Genomic DNA, 17,686 nt, shown 5'->3' with positions numbered 1-17,686 from the left:
GCGCTGTCCTTTACTTCGTTGGTGTTATATCCGTTCCAGGGCCAGCGAATAGGCGCGGTCGTAATACTGGCGCAGATTTTTCCAGTCGAATAACTCCGACGAGCTCTCCACTTTATTGCGTTGCATAATTCGCTCGCGCCGATTTAAAAGCACAAAATTCCAGAGCATATTGGTGAGTTCCTCGGCGGCTTCGTCGAAGCTTTTTTCCTGGCGCTGCACCACATAAATACCTTTGTCTTCGTGGTCGGGCACGTTCTGCATCACGTAGTCGCCGAAGCCAGATAAGTCGCTGGTAATAGCTGGTACGCCACGGGCCACGCACTCCAGCGGCGTATAGCCCCAAGGCTCATAATATGACGGGAAAATACCCAAGTGGCAGCCGCGCACAAACTGCCCGTATTCCATGCCAAATAAAGGCGAGGACGGCGAGATAAAATCGGGGTGGTACACGATTTTTACGCGGTCGTGCTGGTTGTTAATTAGGTTAGAGCGCCGCAGAAAATTCAGGATATCATCCTTCGCGTCGTCTAGTAGGTTGTGGGTGATAACTGAAGGTAATTGCGTGGTTTTCCAGCTTTGCAGCGTGCGGCGGTAGCGCAGGCGCCAGTAGTCGTCCACCATATCCGAGAGGTTGGGCAGGCGATGGTCAGTGCTAGCGGCAGCGGCATACACGAGTCGTTCGCCTACCTGCCGCTCGATGGCCGCGCAGGTTTCGCGTACTTCATCCAGCACTGCCCGGCTCTGGAGCACCAGCGGGTTAATGCTGGTAAAGGGCCGCTTGGTAATAAAAAACATCACTACCTGGCCTTCCATGCCGCTTTGCTGCAAGCGGTAATTCAGGCGCGCCAACGCTTCCAGGGTTATATCAAAGCCTTTGTTATGATACTCATAGCGGCCCGAGGTAAACATGTACAGCGTATTATCCAGATCGAAGGCGTAGCTCTGGAAAAAGTGCGCCATCACAAAGTCATGGATTTTGGCCTTGTACTGCTGGTGCAGATTCTGGAACTCGTGCAGGGCCACGAAGCGCTCAATGTTGAGGCCGTTGGGCAATACCGCGTCCGGAATCCTATCTAATAAATAAATACACTCGCGCACCGTCAACTCACTCACGGTGGTGAACACGTGGGCACCGTGGGCAGCAGCGCGCTCCACCCGCACGGCCGTTTCGATGTTGAAATTGCGACATTCTGCTTCCCAATCGACCTGCATGAGGTGGTCGTAGAAGTCGGGGTCGTTCATGGCCAGATAGCGGCCCAGCAGCGTGGCGTGCGTGGTAAACACGATGTGCACGGGCACCTGCTCGCGGCGCAACACCGGAATAGCTACGCCCGTCATCCACTCATGAAAATGGGCTACTATACGCTGGGGCGGCACCACTTCGGCAGTCAGAATTTGCAGGAAAATGGTGGCCAGATGCCCGAAGGCTTCTACCTGATGCAGCAGGTCGTCGTGGTCGGGCGTGGGGATGCCGTGATGGTGCCACAAGTCAGCTTTGATGCTGCCCAGGCGGTCGTACACCTGAAAGGGGTTGATGAGCACCACCCGCGGCCGGCCCGTTACGAGCCAGGTACCGTACTGCACGTCGTAGCCCATCAGGCGCATTTGACGCACAGCCCCGGCAAAAGGATCAGTGAGGAGGGTTAGCTCATGATCTTCAATAGGCTCAAACTCGCCCTGGGCCTGCTGGGGAAAATAGGGCCCTAATAAGCAGTAACGGTCGCCCCAGCCCTGCACCGTGGCGGGCACTTTGGAGCGAATAACGGTATAAATGCCCCCCACCTGATTGCAGACTTCCCAGGCAACTTCAACGAGCAGGGCATCGGGAGCAATGATTTCGGGGGCGGAGGCGGGCGGTTGCATATGGCAGGAGGTTTTGGTAGGGCTGGCAAGATAGACGGCCTGACGGATTTCTCGCAGTGTTCCGCAGTGAAAAGACGCAGTGGCTCGCAGTGTACTGCCGCTTCAACCCTGCGGAGCACTGCGAGAAACTTTACCCAGGCTCCTGCGAAAGTATCAGCACCGAATACGGGGCCAGCCCGAACGCGCCGTGAGCCGGCTGGTCGTCGTAAATGCCTTCCTCCGCCTCCGTATCTAGGCTCTCGAAATTGCCAAACTCTCCGTCGTAGCCTGCCCAGTCGGAGTTGAAGCGCACGCGCCAAGTGCCACCACGAGGCAGCCCAATGGTGTAAGCCTCGTGGGCCTGGTCGGCGAAGTTGGCTAGTATGATGGTTGCGTCGCCGGGGCCGCCCTGGTCGCGGCGTACGAAGGCCAGTACTTTGGTTTCATTATTTAAGTGAAAAACGTCGGTGTGTTGGCCCGTCAGGCCGCGGGTGGTGCCGCGCAGGTTGCGGCGCAGGGCCATCAGGTCGCGGTAAAGATGAATCAGACCGCTATGTTTTTCGGCGCGGCTCCAGTCCAGGGGCTGGTCGTCGGAGAAAAAACCATCGGCCAGCATAGCCTGACCCTGAAAAAGCATCGGAATGCCGGGGGCGGTGAGCACCAGCGCCGCACCTAAAGTGGCGCGCTTTTTTGGGTACCAATGGTGGGCCGCACCGGGCATAATTTCCTCCGGCACCCGCGACTTACCGTTGGCTACCTCATCGTGCGACTCAGTGTAAATAACCCGCTGAAAGGCGTCGCCATTATAGGTCTGCGCTATGGCGGCGGCAACAGCATGCATGTCGCGGTCGGCATCGTGCCGGGTCGTTAGCGCTTCACGAATAGGGTACACGAAGGCCGAATCCCACTGGCTGGAGAAGCCCTGCCCATCCTGATCAGTGGGGCGAGTGATGTACTCATTACCCAGCAAATCCTCAGCAATCGTGATTTTCCAGGGCATACGGGCCTGAATCTCCTCATTGATCCAGCGCATCAGGTCCCAGCCTTCGGGCAAATCGGTGGTAGGGTCATCGCTGCCGTGCACATTGCGAATGTGGGAGATAGAGTCAGCCCGCAGCCCATCGACCCGAAACTCTTCCAACCACATCAGGGCGTTGTCGCGGATGTATTGGCGCACTTGGGGGCGGCCGTAGTCGGGGCGGTTGTGGCCCCAGGGCGTCTCGGCCCGCCAGTCGTTGTAGAAGTAAATGCCGCCACCGTCGTTTTCCTGCCAGCCGTCAAACTGCCACAGGTCGAGGTCACCGGGGCCAAAGTGATTATAGACTACGTCCAGAATAATAGCTATGCCGTGGCGGTGAGCCTCTTTTACCAGCTGCTTAAACGCCTGCGCCCCGCCATAATCGGTTTCGATGGCGAAGGGATGGGAGGGGTTATACCCCCAGCTGCGGCTGCCTGGAAACTCCGTGGGGGGCATTATTTCGAGGGCATTAACGCCTAGCTCCCGCAAATAATCCAGCTTCTCGATAACGTTGTAAAAGGTGCCGGGCTTCTCAGGATCGGGAGCGTTGAAGGTGCCCACGTGGATCTCATAAATAACAAGCGTGTTCCAGGGAGGCATTTCAAAGTGGTCATCCTCCCAGTCAAAATCGTGGTTGGGTACCACCGAGTTGCCGGCCGAGTGGGTCACTTCGCGGGCGTACGGGTCGTTTTTGCTTAGCTCCTGCCCCTTATAGCAGATCAGAAACCGGTACTCGTCGCCGGACTTCGCGCCGGCAACATCAGCGGCCCAGTAGCCGTCGGTCTCGGGCTGGAGGAGGTGGCTTTTGTTGGACCAGTCGTTGAAGGTGCCTGTTACGTTTACTTCTTCGGCATGGGGCGCCCATACGCGAAAGGTGGTGCCGGTAGTGTGTGGAATAGCGCCCATACCCGGCTGAAGGGTAGAGGCAGAGGGGGCGGGGTGAGAGGGCATTTAGGGGCAGTAAAACACGGAGCCGTCGCTACAAAAACTGGACGGTAGAGCGTGTTAAACTGTCGAGGTCCATATTTGGTTGTCTGGGGCGCGGCCACCAACTCCTGACTACTAAAACGACCTTAAACTATGACATTGCACAAGCCCTGAAATTTGCCGTGCTTAGTCGCAATGAATCCTGCTTCTCCCTCTACTCACACGCAGCTTTACGACAAGCGCCACGCCTTACGCCAGCGGGCAAAGGGCCTTTCCCACTTGGTGCCCGCGTTTGTGCTACTAAGCAGCATCTTAGCAGTGCTCAGTGGAGAAGAGCCCCTGACCGCGCTGGTTGTTATTGAGTTAGTAGTGGGAGCAGCCTATGTTATCCTGCTCGTGCAGGAGCTACGCCACTTGAGTCGGGGGCATCTGCACCCTGGCAAGATAGCCTGGCTGGAAATTGCGGCTGGTGGGATTCTGGCCCTGGAAGGCTATCACATCATGCACCGCCATCATGTAGCCGAGGCGGCCGGCGCTCCACAGCGGTTTCATGTGCTGCCCTGGGTATATTTTGCGGTGGCAGTAGTGTATGTGGCTATGGCCTTTTGGCTGCCCCGCGTATTACAGCGGCGCCATTTGCATTTGCATGATGCCGGTTTTGGCGGCCGTCTGCACCCTCTGCGCCGGGGCTTTTCCTTTGCCTGGGAACAAATAAAGACTATTGAGGCCATTGGACCAGCCGACGTGTTGGTGCACTTAAATGATGGCACGGAAAAGCGCATTTCCTTCGCCAAAATGCACGACGGCCCCGCCCACCGCAACCGGCTACTCGCGCATGCCACGCAACAATTAAAGAAATAGCGCACTCAGGCCAGCAGGTATAAAAGTGATAAAGGCTTGGGAAGTAAGCCTTGCTACGGAATAAATTGCCGGCGTTTCGTGTTCTGAAATTTGCCCCCCAGTCTCGCCCAACCTATTGGCAGACGGCTGGTTGTTGAATTTTCGTATCTATCTCGCTTTCATGGCTCGACCTAAACCTGTTCGTTACGGCCTATACCCCTGGACTCCCGATTATGGCCTGCGCTACATCCATCCGGCCAACCGCCGCACCTTCGAGTGGCTGGAGCCGATGGGTAAATTATTTGAGAAGATTGATGAAACTGACGATTGGATTCTGATTCGCTACGACGAGCAGCAGTTCAAAGTCAGCGGTGAACTGTTCACGGAGCTAAGCGAAAAGCCCGTATTTAGCTTCGGTGATTTGGTGGAAGAAATAAACCCGGAGCCGGGCCGGGAACCGCACCGCGGCCTTATCTCCGATGTGTACTGGGACGAAAGCCGCGACCGGCCTCAGTTTCAAATAGTGGAGAAAAAGCGCAAAATAAAGCGGGTGTTTGAGCCCGAAGAATTGCGCAGCGTGTAACCGTAGCTTATCTCTGCATGGGCAATACATTTCATAAAAAAGCTCCCCAAATATTCATCTGGGGGGCTTTTTTATGAAATGTATATCTGGTTCAACCATTATCCAATTAACCAGGGTCACAGCCTAGCGCGCCGCTTTCATTTTAAAAAATAGTGCGATTACGCTAACGAGTGTCCTTGCTTGTTCCGGAAGTTTTTACCCATCCGATAGCAAAATCGTGAACTTCATCAATATGATCAACCCAATTAGTTTTTTCATTTGAGGTAATTTTCTCTTGAAAATAATGGTCATAGGTTGGATATACTTTGTATGTTAAGTTATTTTTCCTTCTTCGTATAAACTCAAGCCTAGCATAATCCATATTAATTATATTTTGATTTTTGTCTTTGCCACCAGCTATATAAAGAATAGGAATCTTTAGCGCAAGCATATTCTCGATTGGAGTTTTCGCGGTAAAGCTGCTCCACTTATAATAAGTTTCCCCAAACCAATTGCTTGTGGTAGTGGTAGGGTTAGCATATATTTTTTCATATTCTACAAATAGCGAATCGATAGTGGCCTGCGCCTCTACAGGTGTTATTTCTCCTTTTTCAGCTTTTAGTCGTTCTTGAATTAAAAAGTCGTAAAGCTGACTAAGCGAGTTTCCCATCATTGCAATGACGTGCGTTACTTTCGGATTCTCCACCGCCACTGCGGGCGCAACTTGGGCACCCTCTGAGTGTCCCATCACCACTACGCTGGATTTTTCAATCGACAGTGTTTTAAGTAAATAGTTTATAGCAAGTGAAGCGGCCTTAACTCTCCAGGTTAAACTATATTGCTCAGTATAAGTAGAATTCTTGGGATAATATTTTCTTCCAGAATCGGAGTAGCTTAAACTGTCGCTAAAAGGAATTCCTGGTTTGCTGATTATTGCAATATGATAGTCCTTACTGTATTTCTTGTAATCTAGCGTAATACCGGTTCCATATTTCCCATTTCTGGATTTATAAAATAAAGGGAAATTGCCGGAACCCTCAAGATATATTAGTAATGGCTTTTTTGTATCTATAGCTGGTTTAGTTACATGAATTGCTATTATTCCTAAAGATTTATCTTTAATTTCAAAATGTTTCCAATAGTCATTCGGATCATTTTGACCGAAGCTATTAGAAGTAGATAGTAACGCGAAAAGTAAGAACGCACTGAATTTCATAGGCTTTCATCTTGAATTGTTGACGCCTAAGTATAAGCGCGCTTGTACATTGATGCAAAAGCTATTACTGAAGTTGCACAGCTATTCCTGCCACCACAGCCAGCGCGCCCAACACCAGCAACCCCAGATATAAGGGTAGCACAAATTTCCACCACGCATCAAACCGCACACCGCAGGCCGCCACAATGGCCATCAGGGCACCATTGGTAGGCGTTATCAGTTCACACAACCCAGCGCCGTATTGGTAGGCTAGTACCGTGACCTGCCGCGACAAGCCCAGCAAATCGGAGAGGGGGTGAGAATGGGCATAGTGAGCACTGCCTGGCCGCTCACGCTGGGCACGGGCAAGTGCAAGGCCGTGTGCACCGCCATCATGCCCAGGGCCGACAGTGTAACCGGTAGTCCCGCCAGCGGTGCCGACAAGCCCTGCACGATAGTATCCACGATCTGGCCCTGCTCCAGTACCACAAAGATGGCGCGGGCAAACCCGATAAGCAGGGCCGAAAACGCCAGGTCGCGGAAGCCGGCAATGAAGCTTTCGGCCGTGCCGGTCAGGCCCAGGCCGCCTACTAAGCCAGCAGCCACGCCTAATACGAAAAACAGCGCGCCCATCTGCTCAAATTCCCAACCCAGATTCAGCACGCCGTAGGTAAACGCGGCAAAAGTGAGCAGCAACAACAGCAGTACCAGCCCGTGGCGGCCCGCGCCGCCCGCCGCCTCGGTTTCCGCTTCGGCCGTTTCGGGGGCTACGCGGTGGCGGACAGCATAGCGCATGGTGCCGCCAATCCAAAGAGTGAGGGCAGCGGCAAGAAAAATCAGCCGAAAGCCCGCGCCCGAAAGCAGCGGCAGCTGTGCCAGCTTTTGGGCAATACCGACCTGAAAAGGATTAATCGGGCTAAACGCTGCCCCTACGGCAGCGGCACCCAGGCTCACGGCCGCGGCCGTGAGAACCGGATAGCCCAGACGACGCATGAGCACCAGCAGCACGGGCACCAGCGGAATGATTTCTTCCTGCATATTCTCCAGTGCTCCCATCGTGGCGAAGAGCATAGAAATGAGCGGAATAACCAGCGCCTCCCGCCCCCGGAAACGCGCCAACAGCCAGTCGACTCCCCGCCGTAGGGCACCCGTATGGTCGACCACGGTAAATGCCCCACCCGTCAGAAAAACGAAGAAGATGACGCTGGCTGCTTCCTGCAAACCCCGCGGAATACTAACCACCGCCTCCAGCGGACTTACCGGCGAGGGCGCCACCCGGTGATAAGAGCCAGCAATGACTACTTCGCGGCCAGTAGCCGCATCAGCGCGGCGCTCAAACGCGCCGGCCGGCAGTACGTAGCTCAACAGCGTGGCCAGCACAATAAACCCAACCAGAAGAACCAGCGGGTGCGGAAAACGAAAGGTGTTCATGACGTGAAATAAGGAATGCTGAACTGTCAGCAAACATCCACGAAAAAATGCATTCTCCGCTACCTAGCCTTAAAACTAAGTTGGCCGCAGGCTGTGACGGCCAGAACAAACCAGAGGTGGAAAGTGCCGGGTTAAACGGCTAAATCAGACAGGGACACTGGCGTAGTGCTCATCGATGGCTACGTCCATGGATTCGCGAAAAGTCACCAGGAGCTTGCTGCGCTCGGCATCGGGCATACTCTGAAGTGCCTGCTCAAAAGTGGTTCGGTACACATGCACCATAAACTCGGCGCCGTGACTGGCCAGAAACCCGTCGTGAATACTCTTAAATACCACTTTCTCAGCGGATGAGATAGAAAGCGAAAGAGCTAACCACTCCTTCGCATTGTTAGCTAAGCTGAGGCGTAGGTCTTCATTCATAAGCGTACTGATAAAAGGAAGGAAGTAGAAAGCGCTACGGATTGAAGATCCTTGAAAGACAAAACTTTAGGTTGCTGAAGTGGAGCCTGCTCGTGCGGTCAAATAGCTGCAGGGGGCTCCGCTGCCCAGTTTACCTGCCGCAGCAATACCCGAAACTCCGCTTCGGAAGCCAACCGGCCCTGAAAACTATAAAGCATCTGGCCATCAACGACTTCGAGCAAGGCTAGCTCGTCATCTTCGTAGAGCACAATAGTTTCCTGTCCGCAGGCGCTGGGGCGGCTATACCGCATTTGGCGGGGCGGCGAGCGAAACTCTGCGAAGCCGAAAGCCCGCAGCAACTCAGCGGATGGTTGATAAAACACAGACATAGGAGCTACCACTTGGAGAGAGCGCTAAGCAACTACGCCGAGCGGTAATATATAAGGCGTAACAGGGCAACTCGCTGACTATTAGGCAGCACTTAGCGTAAAGAATGTGGTGAAGACCAAAAAGCAGATTCAGTGTCAGCTGCTCAGAAGGGTCAGAATTCGAAGTGCGCCACGTATTCTATCGTTCCTTGCCCTTAAGACACAACAACACAAAGAACGGTCCAGCTTAAACCAATTTCTGCCAGCACCAGCGGCGGCTATTATCTTTGAGGGGACTACTATATAAGTAACTGATGTTACGCGGCATATTAGTCGATTGCTTGGAAAGGATGTTTCCTGAAGCAGCAATAGCTTCTTTCTGAGGCAGAGGTGCAGTTGCCGCGTAACATCAGTAAGTAACTGTATAACAAAGATTTAATTGTATTAATAAATATTTTCACTACCCGTAAGTCACTTCACCAGAAAGGCAGCAGGTTTCTGTAGTAGCTCTACCCTCGTCTAATAAGAGTCTGCTTCCAAATTTGCCCCCCAGAAAGGTTGTACTAGATGATTAGAACTGTCCGTTCCGGGTAGCTGAGGCTGGCTCGGCGGGCTGTATGGCAGCGGCGGTAGCGGCATCGAGGGGGCGGTGGGTACCAAAGAAAAGCCGGTAGAAGCCGAGTAGCTTGCGTTTTTCAAGTATAAAAAACAGCAGCGTACAGAATATAGTCGTGAAAATAATCACGGCAAAGGTGATGGTTTGAATGGTAGGGCCGCTGGGTAGGCCCCGCTGGGCGGGCAGCGTAGCCAGTACGGCCGCGCCCAAACCCTTGGGAATCATGATGCTCATGAAGGCCGTGTCAAACAGCGGGGTTTTAGTGTCGGCGGAGGCAAGGACTACCGGAATGCGCACCAGGAAGAGCAAAACGGTGATGGCGGCCCCCAGCCCGATGAGGTAGGCGTTGTCGAGCACAATGGACATGCCCACATACACGAAGAAAAACGTGCGCAGCAGAAACACCATCTCCGAGAAAAAACCTTTCTCAGCTGTGGTCAGCTCAATGTGGCGGGTGGGCAGATAGCGGTAGAGCAGGCGAGGGCGCAGCAGCGTAACGTTGCCGAGGGTGATGCTGAAAAACAGCACTGCAATCGGGCCGCTAAAGTTCAGTAGCTCCACCAACCCATACACGATAAAGACGAAGGCCGGCGTGGAAAAGCGGGTTTTAAGCAGCGTGGGTACTTTCGTCAGCAGTATTGACCACAGGTAGCCGGAGCCGATGCCTGCCAGTACTGCCAGCACCAGCGAGGTAAAAATCTGCCCGAACATCGAACCCAGACTAAATGAGGCCCCGGTATAGAGGCTGATCAGGGAGATGGGAATGGCCAACGTGTACACGTCGCTAAAGGCCGATTCCATGACGAGCGTAGTGGAGGTTTGCTCCTGAATATCCACCTTCCGGGCCAGGGTGGTAACCACTGCCGAGGAAGTGCCCCCCAGAATGCTGCCCAGAATAACGGAGCTGAGAAAATCGAGGCCCGCGAATAGCTGCGCCATGGCCGCCACCAGCATGGTGGTCACAATGAAGTTGAGCGTGGTAAGCGTAATGGTGCCGCGCAGCGCCGATTTTAGCTGCTCGAAACGCACCTCCAAGCCGCTCTCAAACAGAATAAATACCAGCACGATATTGGTAAAAACTCTGCCCGCCTGTCCAAACGAAGCCGGATCGATGAGGTGAAATACCGGGCCTATCAGCATGCCAACCAGCAGTAAGCCCACCACGTCGGGAATGCGGGTCCGGTCGAACATCTCAGCCAGATAATGACCAAAGAAGATCAGGAAACCGATAAAAATAATGAGTACGGGAGTTATCATGCTGAATTTAGTTGCCCCCAAAGCCGGCTCAAGTGCCCTGGGGCGGCCCGAACGAAGCAGCCGGTTTGGGCAGTACGTGCTAAGTGGGAGGCGTAGTTGTCTGCCAGCAGATACTAATTTTGGGGCCTGGGGGCAAAACTGCCAATGTTACGCTGGAAACAGCCCGCCAAAGTACTCACCCGGAACCCCCGCGGCGGCGGCGGCCGTTGAGGGGCTATATCGCTATGCAACTCACCGCTTTCAAGCTACTATCCATGGGCCACCAGGCCGTCCTGCTGCGGCAGGCAGGCCATTTTTTGGCTGAGCGCCAGCAAGATAGCTTCAGCCTGCAACTCTATGCCTTCGGCGATTTTTACGCCGAAATGTGGCGCGTGCAGGATGAGGAGCGCATTCTGTTCATTCATCTGTTTCAACATCCGGCGGGGCTTGCCGCTTACCTGGAGAAGATTCGGCTGCCGGAGGTATAAAAAAGCCCCCCAGCCCCCCCATACAAAAAAAGCGCAGCCATTGGCTGCGCTTTTTGCATAAAAAATGATGGTACGAATCTGGTTATTGAATTACCAACTTCTGGGAAGAGGACCGGCCGGCTACCTCAAATTTAGTGATGTACATGCCCTTGGGCAGCGCACCCAGGTTCTGAGTCAACGACAGGCGTTGCGTGCCTTTGGTGCGGAATACTTCGCGGCCGCTCAAATCAGATACTATCACGCTGATGGGCTGGTTTTCCTCAGCTACTACGTTGAAAGTGACCTCACCCGTGGAAGGGTTTGGGTACACGTTAGCCTCAGTGCCGAGGGCTAAGCCGCCGCTGCCTTTGATAGAAGAGGAGGCTACTGCCGTCAGCGATTCGCTTCTCACGCGGTTCTTCAGTTGCTCGAACACCACATCAGCCTGCACGAAGCCATGGCCGGTTTTGAAGTCGAAGCCAGTATCAAAAACGCCAGGAGTGAGCGGGTTGTCCATGTCAAGCGCCGAGGCAATGAGGCGCTTTCTGATTTGGGTGGGGGGCAAATTGCCGACCACGCCGCCCAGCATGAGCGCGCCCACCGCGGCTACGTGCGGCGCCGCCGCCGACGTACCAAAGAAGTTGGGGAAAAGGTCCGCATCAATAGCAATATCAGCTCCGAAGAAAGTGGTGTTGGCACCATCAGGGCCAGTCACTTCGGGCTTCTGATAAATCTGAGGCTTTTTCAGCTCTACGCCATCCTCAAAATAAATCGGCGTACCGCCCAAAGATGAGAAGCCATTAATGAGGGGACGGGGCGTATTGGGGTTGAACTGCGGGGTATTGAAATATGCCGAAGCGCCCACAGCAATTACCTTCTCCGCGTTGGCGTGGCCGGCAATGGTAGAGCTGCGCGTATCGTACTGCACCGAAATGGGCGTGCTGCCGTAGTTTATGTACTTGAGCAGCTTAGGGTCGGGGCCGGCAAATTTGGTAATAACCAATTCATAAGTAGCAGTTGCACCAGTGGTGTTGACAACTTGAAAAATCTCCAGTGGATCGCCACTAAGTAGGTTATCCGAAGCAGAGAAGCCAACAAGCACCCCGTTCCTGAATACGAAAACGTCCAAATCAGTTTTAGCGCCTACTTTGCCATTGGCAGAGAAGAATGGATCGGTCCATTGCAAGGATATCAGAATAGACCCACCTGCTCGAAGCACAATATCCTGGCGTACATCGCCGGGGGCGAAGGCATGGGCCGGACCTGCACCTGCCAGAATTGGTAACCCAGGTGCATCCTGACCCGAATTGACAAAAGGTGCTTGATAGGATTGCTGGCCCTGGTTGCCCGCGGATGAGAAGTAAGAAGAGCCCCGATCTACTACTTCCTCGGCAGCCTGCGCGATAATGCCATCCTCAAAGAATGGCTCAGCAAAGTAAAGTACGTCGTCCACAATCATGCGGCAGCCAGCTTCCTCAAGGCGTATGATACCTTGCGCAAAGCTCGCCTGACCCAAAAAAGCGGTATTGAAGGCAATGCCGGCACCGGGTGCTACGTCGTGTACGAGCTCGGCCATGCCACGGCCTTCATCGCTGCCGCCGGAAGGCAAATCTTCCAGCACCTGTACATTGGCTGGCAAGTCACCGCTGGCTACTCCGGCCGCAGCCCCCTTCTGATTGTCGTAGCTGTCAGAGAGAATACCCACTTTCACACCAGCGCCCGATACGTTGTACTTAGCACGTACAAGGTCCGACTTGAGGGATACATCACCCTGGCTGGTCACGGCACCCACGTTGCGAACCGGCGCGTAGGCCGGCCGCACAAAGCGCAGCGAGTTGACGGCTTCCAGGCCTTTGAGCTTGTCTATGGGAAATAGCCCCGAAACCATAACGCCGTAGGAGGCACCATTCTTCAAGCCCTGAGCCTGTAACTCGCGCAGCAATCCACTAGCGTCGCCTTCAGTTGAGGTAGCCTCAATAACGACATACCCGTCAAAAACCTGAAGCTCAGGGCCAGAGGAAAGCTCTAGGCCTTCACCTGTCGATGAAATTGATTTTCGTGAAGTGCTTGCCTCTGCTACCTGCATCAGGTCACCAGAGATTTTAGACTTTTTGTTTTTGGCTGCGCCAGGGCCCTTACCAGCGCTTTTCCCTTGCGCCAATACTGGAGTTTCGCTGACTAATGCAAGGGCCAGAGTGCCTAGCAGTAGTGGCTTCATGTAATGTTTTTTCATGCAAAAAATAAGTTAGGTAGGTGATGGAATGAGGTGGGGTGAATAAGTATCATAATGTATAGTTTAAATACAATAATTACAAACAATAGAATTATAGTACTATTAAATAGCTTGCTTAATGCTTTATTATTTTATCAGTCTGTTTCCATTACGCCTGCCAAATTCGGTCGTTACCAGCCTATTTACTGTTGAATAGTAGCAGGGCGATTAGTATCGTTTCCATGAAATAATTTGTTACGAACAAGGTTATGTTATGCTTGGCTTATTCATGAAGCCACCATACTTTACCTCGGGAGTAAAAGACTATAGCTTGATCAGCACTTTGCGTAGTAGAATCAATTAGCGGTATAGTAGTATGCATCACTAGCACAAGCACTCAGCACCAATAACTTTGCCTCTGACCCGCCGTACTGTGGAGTACCCGGTAAGGCAGTCGTGGCTAGGTAGCTGGAGAAGCGTGAGTGCCGGGGTAGTTGACAAAGCCGAAGCGTATGTGGATTGTCTTTTTCCTTGTTAGCGGCCGTGTCGGCAGCTGTGGTAGTTACTCTTTCCAAGGCCGGCATCAAGAATGTTGATTCCAGTCTGGCCTTCGCTATTCAGTCAGTGCTGATACTGCTGGTGGCTTGGAGTGTGGTCGCTTATCAGGGCAATCTGCCGGATGTGTCGCGCATCGACCGGCGTAGCATGACCTTTCTGGTAATAGCCGGCATCGTGACGTGTGTGTCGTCGCTGCTGTCGTTTCAGGCCCTTAAGCTTGGTGACGCTTCGCGCGCCTCCCTTTGGATAAAGTATCGCTGGTGTTTTCTATAATTCTGGCCGTCGTATTTCTTAAGGAAAAGATAAACTGGCAGGTAATTGTGGGGGCGCTGCTGATGGCCGCTGGCGCGCTGTTTATCGCGCTTGCCAAGCCCTCATCCAACTAAAGTATTCGGCGAATCAGACCTGACTAAGACCGGCGCATGGGAATGTGCGGAATACCGTCTTCCAGGTACATTTCGCCGCACTGTACGAAGCCAAAACTGCCATAAAATTTCTCTAAGTATTGCTGCGCGCCAATCTTGATGGGCTGGGGGGCAAAATGCCGCTCGCAGTGCGCTATTGCCTGCCGCATCAGCTCCTGCCCCAGGCCGAAGCGCCGAAACTCAGCCCCTACAATTACCCGCCCGATGCTGACTTCCTCGTAACAGATGCCCGCGTCGAAAAGCCGGGCGTAGGCAGCTAATTTCCCGTCCGGTGTGTGCCCCAACAGGTGATACGCCGCCATATCCTGGCCATCAATATCCTGAAAAGCACAAGTTTGCTCCACTACAAACACCTCGCTGCGAAGTTGCAGCAGCTCGTATAATTCGGTTAAGGATAAGTCGTCGAATTTTTTGCAGGTCCAGGATACTGTCATCGGGAGTGGAGCTTGTTTGGGCTGGAGTGGTACTACGACTTTTTTCTGTCGTAGTACCACTATCGTTGAACGACGTTGTTCGCGCATCAGCAGCGAGAGTAGTAGTACGACTCCAAAGTCGTACTACTACTCGGCCACTCGTGGCTTATTTGCGCTTGATTTTCTTCAATGACTCAGCCAGATCTTTGGCCGAATAAACCTTGCCGCGGGAGATAACCGCGTCTATCTTTTTGATGTTATTGATGTCAGCCAACGGGTTCTGATTGAGCAGCACCAGGTCAGCGTATTTTCCAGTCCCGATGCTGCCCGACTGATCGGCCACGTCCATAAACGTAGCGCCATTGATGGTGGCTGCACGTAAGGCTTGCGCCGGGGTAAGACCAGCCTGCACCAGCAAGTCCAGCTCGCCCTGCAACGACGCGCCAGGATACACAAACGAGTTGAAAGGCCCGCTGTCGGAGCCGGCTAGAATGGTCACGCCTGCCGCCTGCATTTCCGGTATCATCGTCATGAATTTGGCCGAGAGTTTCTTGCCGAATGCAACATTCTCCTTGCTCTGCCGCTTCGCGCTGTTATAGCGGCCCAGGTAGGTAGCCTGAATACCAGGGTCGATGTAGGCAAGCATAGAGTCGCGGGCGTGGTCCTGCTCGGTTATTTCGGCTAGCGTTTTCTGAATAAATAAGGTCGGCACTACGGCCGTTTTTCGCTCGGCCAGCGTTTTAAACATAGCCGCCGCCACTGCCGGATTATAGGTTTTATAAATGGTGGGCAGCACCGCGAATAAGCCGAGCGGCTTGGGCGTCAGCAGGCTCTGTTTGATAACGGCCGTTAGACTGTCTTCGCGCGAAGAGCATCCTTTGAACACATAATACAGGTGCTCACTCGCGTCGAGGCCGCGCTCGGCGGCCTCGCGCAGCGTTACCGTGTAGGGCATGTGGCCCGTCGTTTTGAGCCCGCGCTTTTCGGCTTCGGTAATGACGTTCAGGAAAGCCTCACCTGAGATTTTGCTTTCATAAATCTTGACGTAATCAACCCGCAGCTTCTGCAAAGAATCCAGCGCGACGGTTATTTGGGCGGGGGTTTCTACTTCCAGGGAGCCGGGCCAGGTGCCGCCCGGACCGTCAATTTTTGGGCCTGAAGTAAAGATTCTGGGGCCTGCTAATGTTCCAGAATTTATCTGCTCGCGCCAGGCGTAAACCGCCGGCGTAAGGTCGCCGCCCGCGTCGCGGACGGTCGTAATTCCGTGCGCTAAATACAGCGGCAGCAGGTTCTTATTGGCCTCCGTCAGCGTGTCGCCGCCCCGAAAGTGCACGTGCATATCCCACAAGCCAGGCATGAGGTATTTGCCGGTGCCGTCCAGGCGTTGGGCAGTAAGCTGGGGGGCTTTTTCGGCGCTTTCTATTCGCTGAATAAGGCCGTTGGCAATAACTACATTCTGATCGGGCTGCACGGTGCCGGTTATCACGTCGATTACATTGACGTGGGTGATGACCAGATCGGCTTTATCTGACTTTACCGCCGCACATTGGCTCAGAAATAAGGCGAGAAAAAAGGCAGTAGTAAGAACTCGTGTTTTCATACGGGAGCGGCGGGGCAAGAAATTGTGAGCTGAGTTATTTCGCTCATAATTGGCTCTGCTAAAGTAGTAGAATTTGCCCCCCAGCGCCTCGCCTAACCATAACCACCTTTTATTATTACCCCACTAGAACGTCATGCTGCGCGCAGCGAAGTATCTCGCGTGCTGATGTTGCAACGCTAACTCCAACGACTGCACGCGAGATGCTTCGCTGCGCTCTGCATGACGTTCTAGTGGGGTAACAGATAACAGATTTAGAAAAGCTTGCTGTGCTCTACCGGCTATTCGTTCGGTCAATAATATTCTGCACATCCTTGGTTGATACTTTCTGGCCGGTTTCGGCGGCGCGATAAATAGCGGCCATCAGCTGCACGTCGCGCAGACCCATTTCGCCGGGTACGCGGGTAGGTTTGTTATTGAGAATGCAATCGGCAAAGTTGTCCATCTGCCGGGCCTGCTGATTCACGTTTTGCAGATTCATCGGACCTTTGCTGGTAGTGCCTTTGATGCCGCCGTAGCCAAAAGCGGGCGAGAGCTCAAACTTGCCTTTGGCCGCTTCGGCCTGTAAGCGGTTGGGCAAACTTTCCGCGTAACTAGTGCGGCAATCGGCCACTGAGCCGTCGGCAAACTGAAACTGCCAGTTTACGCCCGCTTCCACTTCTTTGAACAGCCCATTGTTGGGCTTAGGCGTGAACTTAGCCGTGACGGAGGCCGGAATCTGGCCTTTGGTGTACACCACGCCTTGCACGCAATAAACACCAAGATCGACGAGCGGACCGCCGCCGGCCAACTCCTTGTCCACGCGCCAGGGCGTGTCGTTGTTGAACACGTAGCCATTGTCGGCCACCAGGCGCTTGATGGGGCCATACACCTCTTTCTGCCCCAGACGCATCATCTCGTGGTGGTGAGGCTCGAAGTGCAGACGGTAGCCGATGCTGAACTTCTTGCCAGCTTTTTTGGCGGCCTCTATCATCTGCCGACACTCGGCGGGCGTCATGGCCATGGGCTTCTCACAGATCACATGCTTGCCCGCCTGCAGAGCCCGAATCGTGTATTCAGCGTGCATAGCAATGGGCAGCACCACGTACACGATATCAATATCGGGGTTGTCGATGATGCGGTCGAAGGACTTGTAGTCGTAGATGTTTTTGTCGGGGATGTTGTACTTGGCTTTCCAAACGGGCACCTTCTCCGGCGAGCCCGTCACGATGCCGGCCAGGCGGCACAGCTTGGTTTCCTGCAAGGCGGGGGCTAATTCGCCGGTGCTGTATTTGCCCAACCCCACCAGTGCAACATTCAATTGCTTGCCCGTCTGCCACGCCTCCAGACTAGCCGGCCCGAACTGGCTTGCAACGGACTCCGCCAGACCCGAGGTGCTCAGCAAAATGCCCCCCAGGCCCAAGGATGCATGCCGTAAAAAGTCGCGGCGCGAAGCGGCCGTTACGGTAGCAGAAAATGATGAATCGTCGAATGTTTTCATAGCACGAATAGGTAACGTATGCTAGCAATACCCGGCTGTCTGGGTAGAAGTTGCGTTGATATTTTGAGGATAAGCAGCATACTGCGAAAGTGAGCCGGTT

General features: G+C 53.7%; 15 protein-coding genes and 1 pseudogene. 5 read left to right on the top strand and 11 right to left on the bottom strand.

What is annotated here, in order from left to right; all coding sequences use genetic code 11:
• Nucleotides 1-24: 24 nt before the first annotated feature.
• Both MKZ35_RS10085 and MKZ35_RS10080 read right to left on the bottom strand, forming a co-directional pair.
• Nucleotides 25-1,863: a glycosyltransferase gene (locus MKZ35_RS10085; protein ID WP_482513164.1), complete on the bottom strand. Its 1,839-nt coding sequence runs from the start codon at nt 1,861-1,863 to the stop codon at nt 25-27.
• Nucleotides 1,864-1,993: 130 nt separating this feature from the next.
• Nucleotides 1,994-3,811, bottom strand: a complete 1,818-nt coding sequence (locus MKZ35_RS10080; RefSeq protein WP_482513162.1) for an alpha-amylase family glycosyl hydrolase — start codon at nt 3,809-3,811, stop codon at nt 1,994-1,996.
• A 171-nt stretch (nt 3,812-3,982) separates the two neighbouring features.
• Between MKZ35_RS10080 and MKZ35_RS10075 the strand changes: the two genes are divergently transcribed.
• Nucleotides 3,983-4,648: a hypothetical protein gene (locus MKZ35_RS10075; RefSeq protein WP_482513160.1), complete on the top strand. Its 666-nt coding sequence runs from the start codon at nt 3,983-3,985 to the stop codon at nt 4,646-4,648.
• A 160-nt stretch (nt 4,649-4,808) separates the two neighbouring features.
• Complete coding sequence (locus MKZ35_RS10070) at nt 4,809-5,210, top strand: DUF6960 family protein (protein ID WP_482513158.1); 402 nt, start codon at nt 4,809-4,811, stop codon at nt 5,208-5,210.
• A gap of 163 nt (nt 5,211-5,373) precedes the next feature.
• On the opposite strand, the gene MKZ35_RS10065 is transcribed toward MKZ35_RS10070, so the two are convergent.
• From MKZ35_RS10065 to MKZ35_RS10045, 5 genes and pseudogenes are all read right to left on the bottom strand, one after another.
• The gene (locus MKZ35_RS10065) at nt 5,374-6,405 is read right to left on the bottom strand and encodes an alpha/beta hydrolase family protein (RefSeq protein WP_482513156.1); all 1,032 of its coding nucleotides are present in this window, start codon (nt 6,403-6,405) and stop codon (nt 5,374-5,376) included.
• A 64-nt stretch (nt 6,406-6,469) separates the two neighbouring features.
• A pseudogene (locus tag MKZ35_RS10060) lies at nt 6,470-7,815 on the bottom strand (YfcC family protein).
• Between the two features lie 144 nt (nt 7,816-7,959).
• Nucleotides 7,960-8,235 (bottom strand): hypothetical protein, encoded by a 276-nt coding sequence (locus tag MKZ35_RS10055; protein WP_482513154.1) that lies wholly within the window; start codon nt 8,233-8,235, stop codon nt 7,960-7,962.
• 98 nt (nt 8,236-8,333) lie between these two features.
• A complete protein-coding gene (locus MKZ35_RS10050; protein WP_482513152.1) occupies nt 8,334-8,603 on the bottom strand; it encodes a hypothetical protein in 270 nt (89 codons plus the stop codon).
• Between the two features lie 550 nt (nt 8,604-9,153).
• Nucleotides 9,154-10,455 carry a cation:proton antiporter gene (locus tag MKZ35_RS10045; RefSeq protein WP_482513150.1) on the bottom strand — a complete coding sequence of 434 codons (1,302 nt, stop codon included), beginning with the start codon at nt 10,453-10,455 and terminating at the stop codon, nt 9,154-9,156.
• Nucleotides 10,456-10,679: 224 nt separating this feature from the next.
• Between MKZ35_RS10045 and MKZ35_RS10040 the strand changes: the two genes are divergently transcribed.
• Nucleotides 10,680-10,922 (top strand): hypothetical protein, encoded by a 243-nt coding sequence (locus MKZ35_RS10040; RefSeq protein ID WP_482513148.1) that lies wholly within the window; start codon nt 10,680-10,682, stop codon nt 10,920-10,922.
• 82 nt (nt 10,923-11,004) lie between these two features.
• Here the strand turns inward: MKZ35_RS10040 and MKZ35_RS10035 are convergent, their stop codons facing one another.
• Nucleotides 11,005-13,134 (bottom strand): T9SS type A sorting domain-containing protein, encoded by a 2,130-nt coding sequence (locus MKZ35_RS10035; protein WP_482513147.1) that lies wholly within the window; start codon nt 13,132-13,134, stop codon nt 11,005-11,007.
• A gap of 498 nt (nt 13,135-13,632) precedes the next feature.
• Between MKZ35_RS10035 and MKZ35_RS10030 the strand changes: the two genes are divergently transcribed.
• Nucleotides 13,633-13,944, top strand: coding sequence for an EamA family transporter (locus MKZ35_RS10030; protein ID WP_482513145.1), 312 nt, complete (start codon nt 13,633-13,635; stop codon nt 13,942-13,944).
• The gene (locus tag MKZ35_RS10025; protein ID WP_482513143.1) at nt 13,932-14,057 is read left to right on the top strand and encodes a hypothetical protein; all 126 of its coding nucleotides are present in this window, start codon (nt 13,932-13,934) and stop codon (nt 14,055-14,057) included. The genes MKZ35_RS10030 and MKZ35_RS10025 overlap by 13 nt, the downstream gene beginning before the upstream one ends.
• Nucleotides 14,058-14,080: 23 nt before the next feature.
• Here MKZ35_RS10025 and MKZ35_RS10020 read toward each other — a convergent pair whose 3' ends face one another.
• From MKZ35_RS10020 to MKZ35_RS10010, 3 genes are all read right to left on the bottom strand, one after another.
• Nucleotides 14,081-14,530, bottom strand: coding sequence for a GNAT family N-acetyltransferase (locus MKZ35_RS10020; RefSeq protein ID WP_482513141.1), 450 nt, complete (start codon nt 14,528-14,530; stop codon nt 14,081-14,083).
• 145 nt (nt 14,531-14,675) lie between these two features.
• Entirely contained in the window at nt 14,676-16,109 is a 1,434-nt protein-coding gene (locus MKZ35_RS10015; RefSeq protein ID WP_482513139.1) for an amidohydrolase family protein, read from the bottom strand.
• A 271-nt stretch (nt 16,110-16,380) separates the two neighbouring features.
• Nucleotides 16,381-17,586, bottom strand: coding sequence for a Gfo/Idh/MocA family protein (locus tag MKZ35_RS10010; protein WP_482513137.1), 1,206 nt, complete (start codon nt 17,584-17,586; stop codon nt 16,381-16,383).
• Nucleotides 17,587-17,686: the final 100 nt, after the last annotated feature.

Source organism: Hymenobacter sp. R533113, assembly GCF_056835965.1.
The sequence above is the reverse complement of the archived record's forward strand: the minus strand, read 5'-3'. Positions and strand labels throughout refer to the sequence as shown.

Excerpts from the sequence above, each read along its gene's own strand:
- MKZ35_RS10085 (WP_482513164.1), bottom strand. The coding sequence starts at position 1,863 with ATGCAACCGCCCGCCTCCGCCCCCGAAATCATTGCTCCCGATGCCCTG.
- MKZ35_RS10080 (WP_482513162.1), bottom strand. The coding sequence starts at position 3,811 with ATGCCCTCTCACCCCGCCCCCTCTGCCTCTACCCTTCAGCCGGGTATG.
- MKZ35_RS10075 (WP_482513160.1), top strand. The coding sequence starts at position 3,983 with ATGAATCCTGCTTCTCCCTCTACTCACACGCAGCTTTACGACAAGCGC.
- MKZ35_RS10070 (WP_482513158.1), top strand. The coding sequence starts at position 4,809 with ATGGCTCGACCTAAACCTGTTCGTTACGGCCTATACCCCTGGACTCCC.
- MKZ35_RS10065 (WP_482513156.1), bottom strand. The coding sequence starts at position 6,405 with ATGAAATTCAGTGCGTTCTTACTTTTCGCGTTACTATCTACTTCTAAT.
- MKZ35_RS10055 (WP_482513154.1), bottom strand. The coding sequence starts at position 8,235 with ATGAATGAAGACCTACGCCTCAGCTTAGCTAACAATGCGAAGGAGTGG.
- MKZ35_RS10050 (WP_482513152.1), bottom strand. The coding sequence starts at position 8,603 with ATGTCTGTGTTTTATCAACCATCCGCTGAGTTGCTGCGGGCTTTCGGC.
- MKZ35_RS10045 (WP_482513150.1), bottom strand. The coding sequence starts at position 10,455 with ATGATAACTCCCGTACTCATTATTTTTATCGGTTTCCTGATCTTCTTT.
- MKZ35_RS10040 (WP_482513148.1), top strand. The coding sequence starts at position 10,680 with ATGCAACTCACCGCTTTCAAGCTACTATCCATGGGCCACCAGGCCGTC.
- MKZ35_RS10035 (WP_482513147.1), bottom strand. The coding sequence starts at position 13,134 with ATGAAAAAACATTACATGAAGCCACTACTGCTAGGCACTCTGGCCCTT.
- MKZ35_RS10020 (WP_482513141.1), bottom strand. The coding sequence starts at position 14,530 with ATGACAGTATCCTGGACCTGCAAAAAATTCGACGACTTATCCTTAACC.
- MKZ35_RS10015 (WP_482513139.1), bottom strand. The coding sequence starts at position 16,109 with ATGAAAACACGAGTTCTTACTACTGCCTTTTTTCTCGCCTTATTTCTG.
- MKZ35_RS10010 (WP_482513137.1), bottom strand. The coding sequence starts at position 17,586 with ATGAAAACATTCGACGATTCATCATTTTCTGCTACCGTAACGGCCGCT.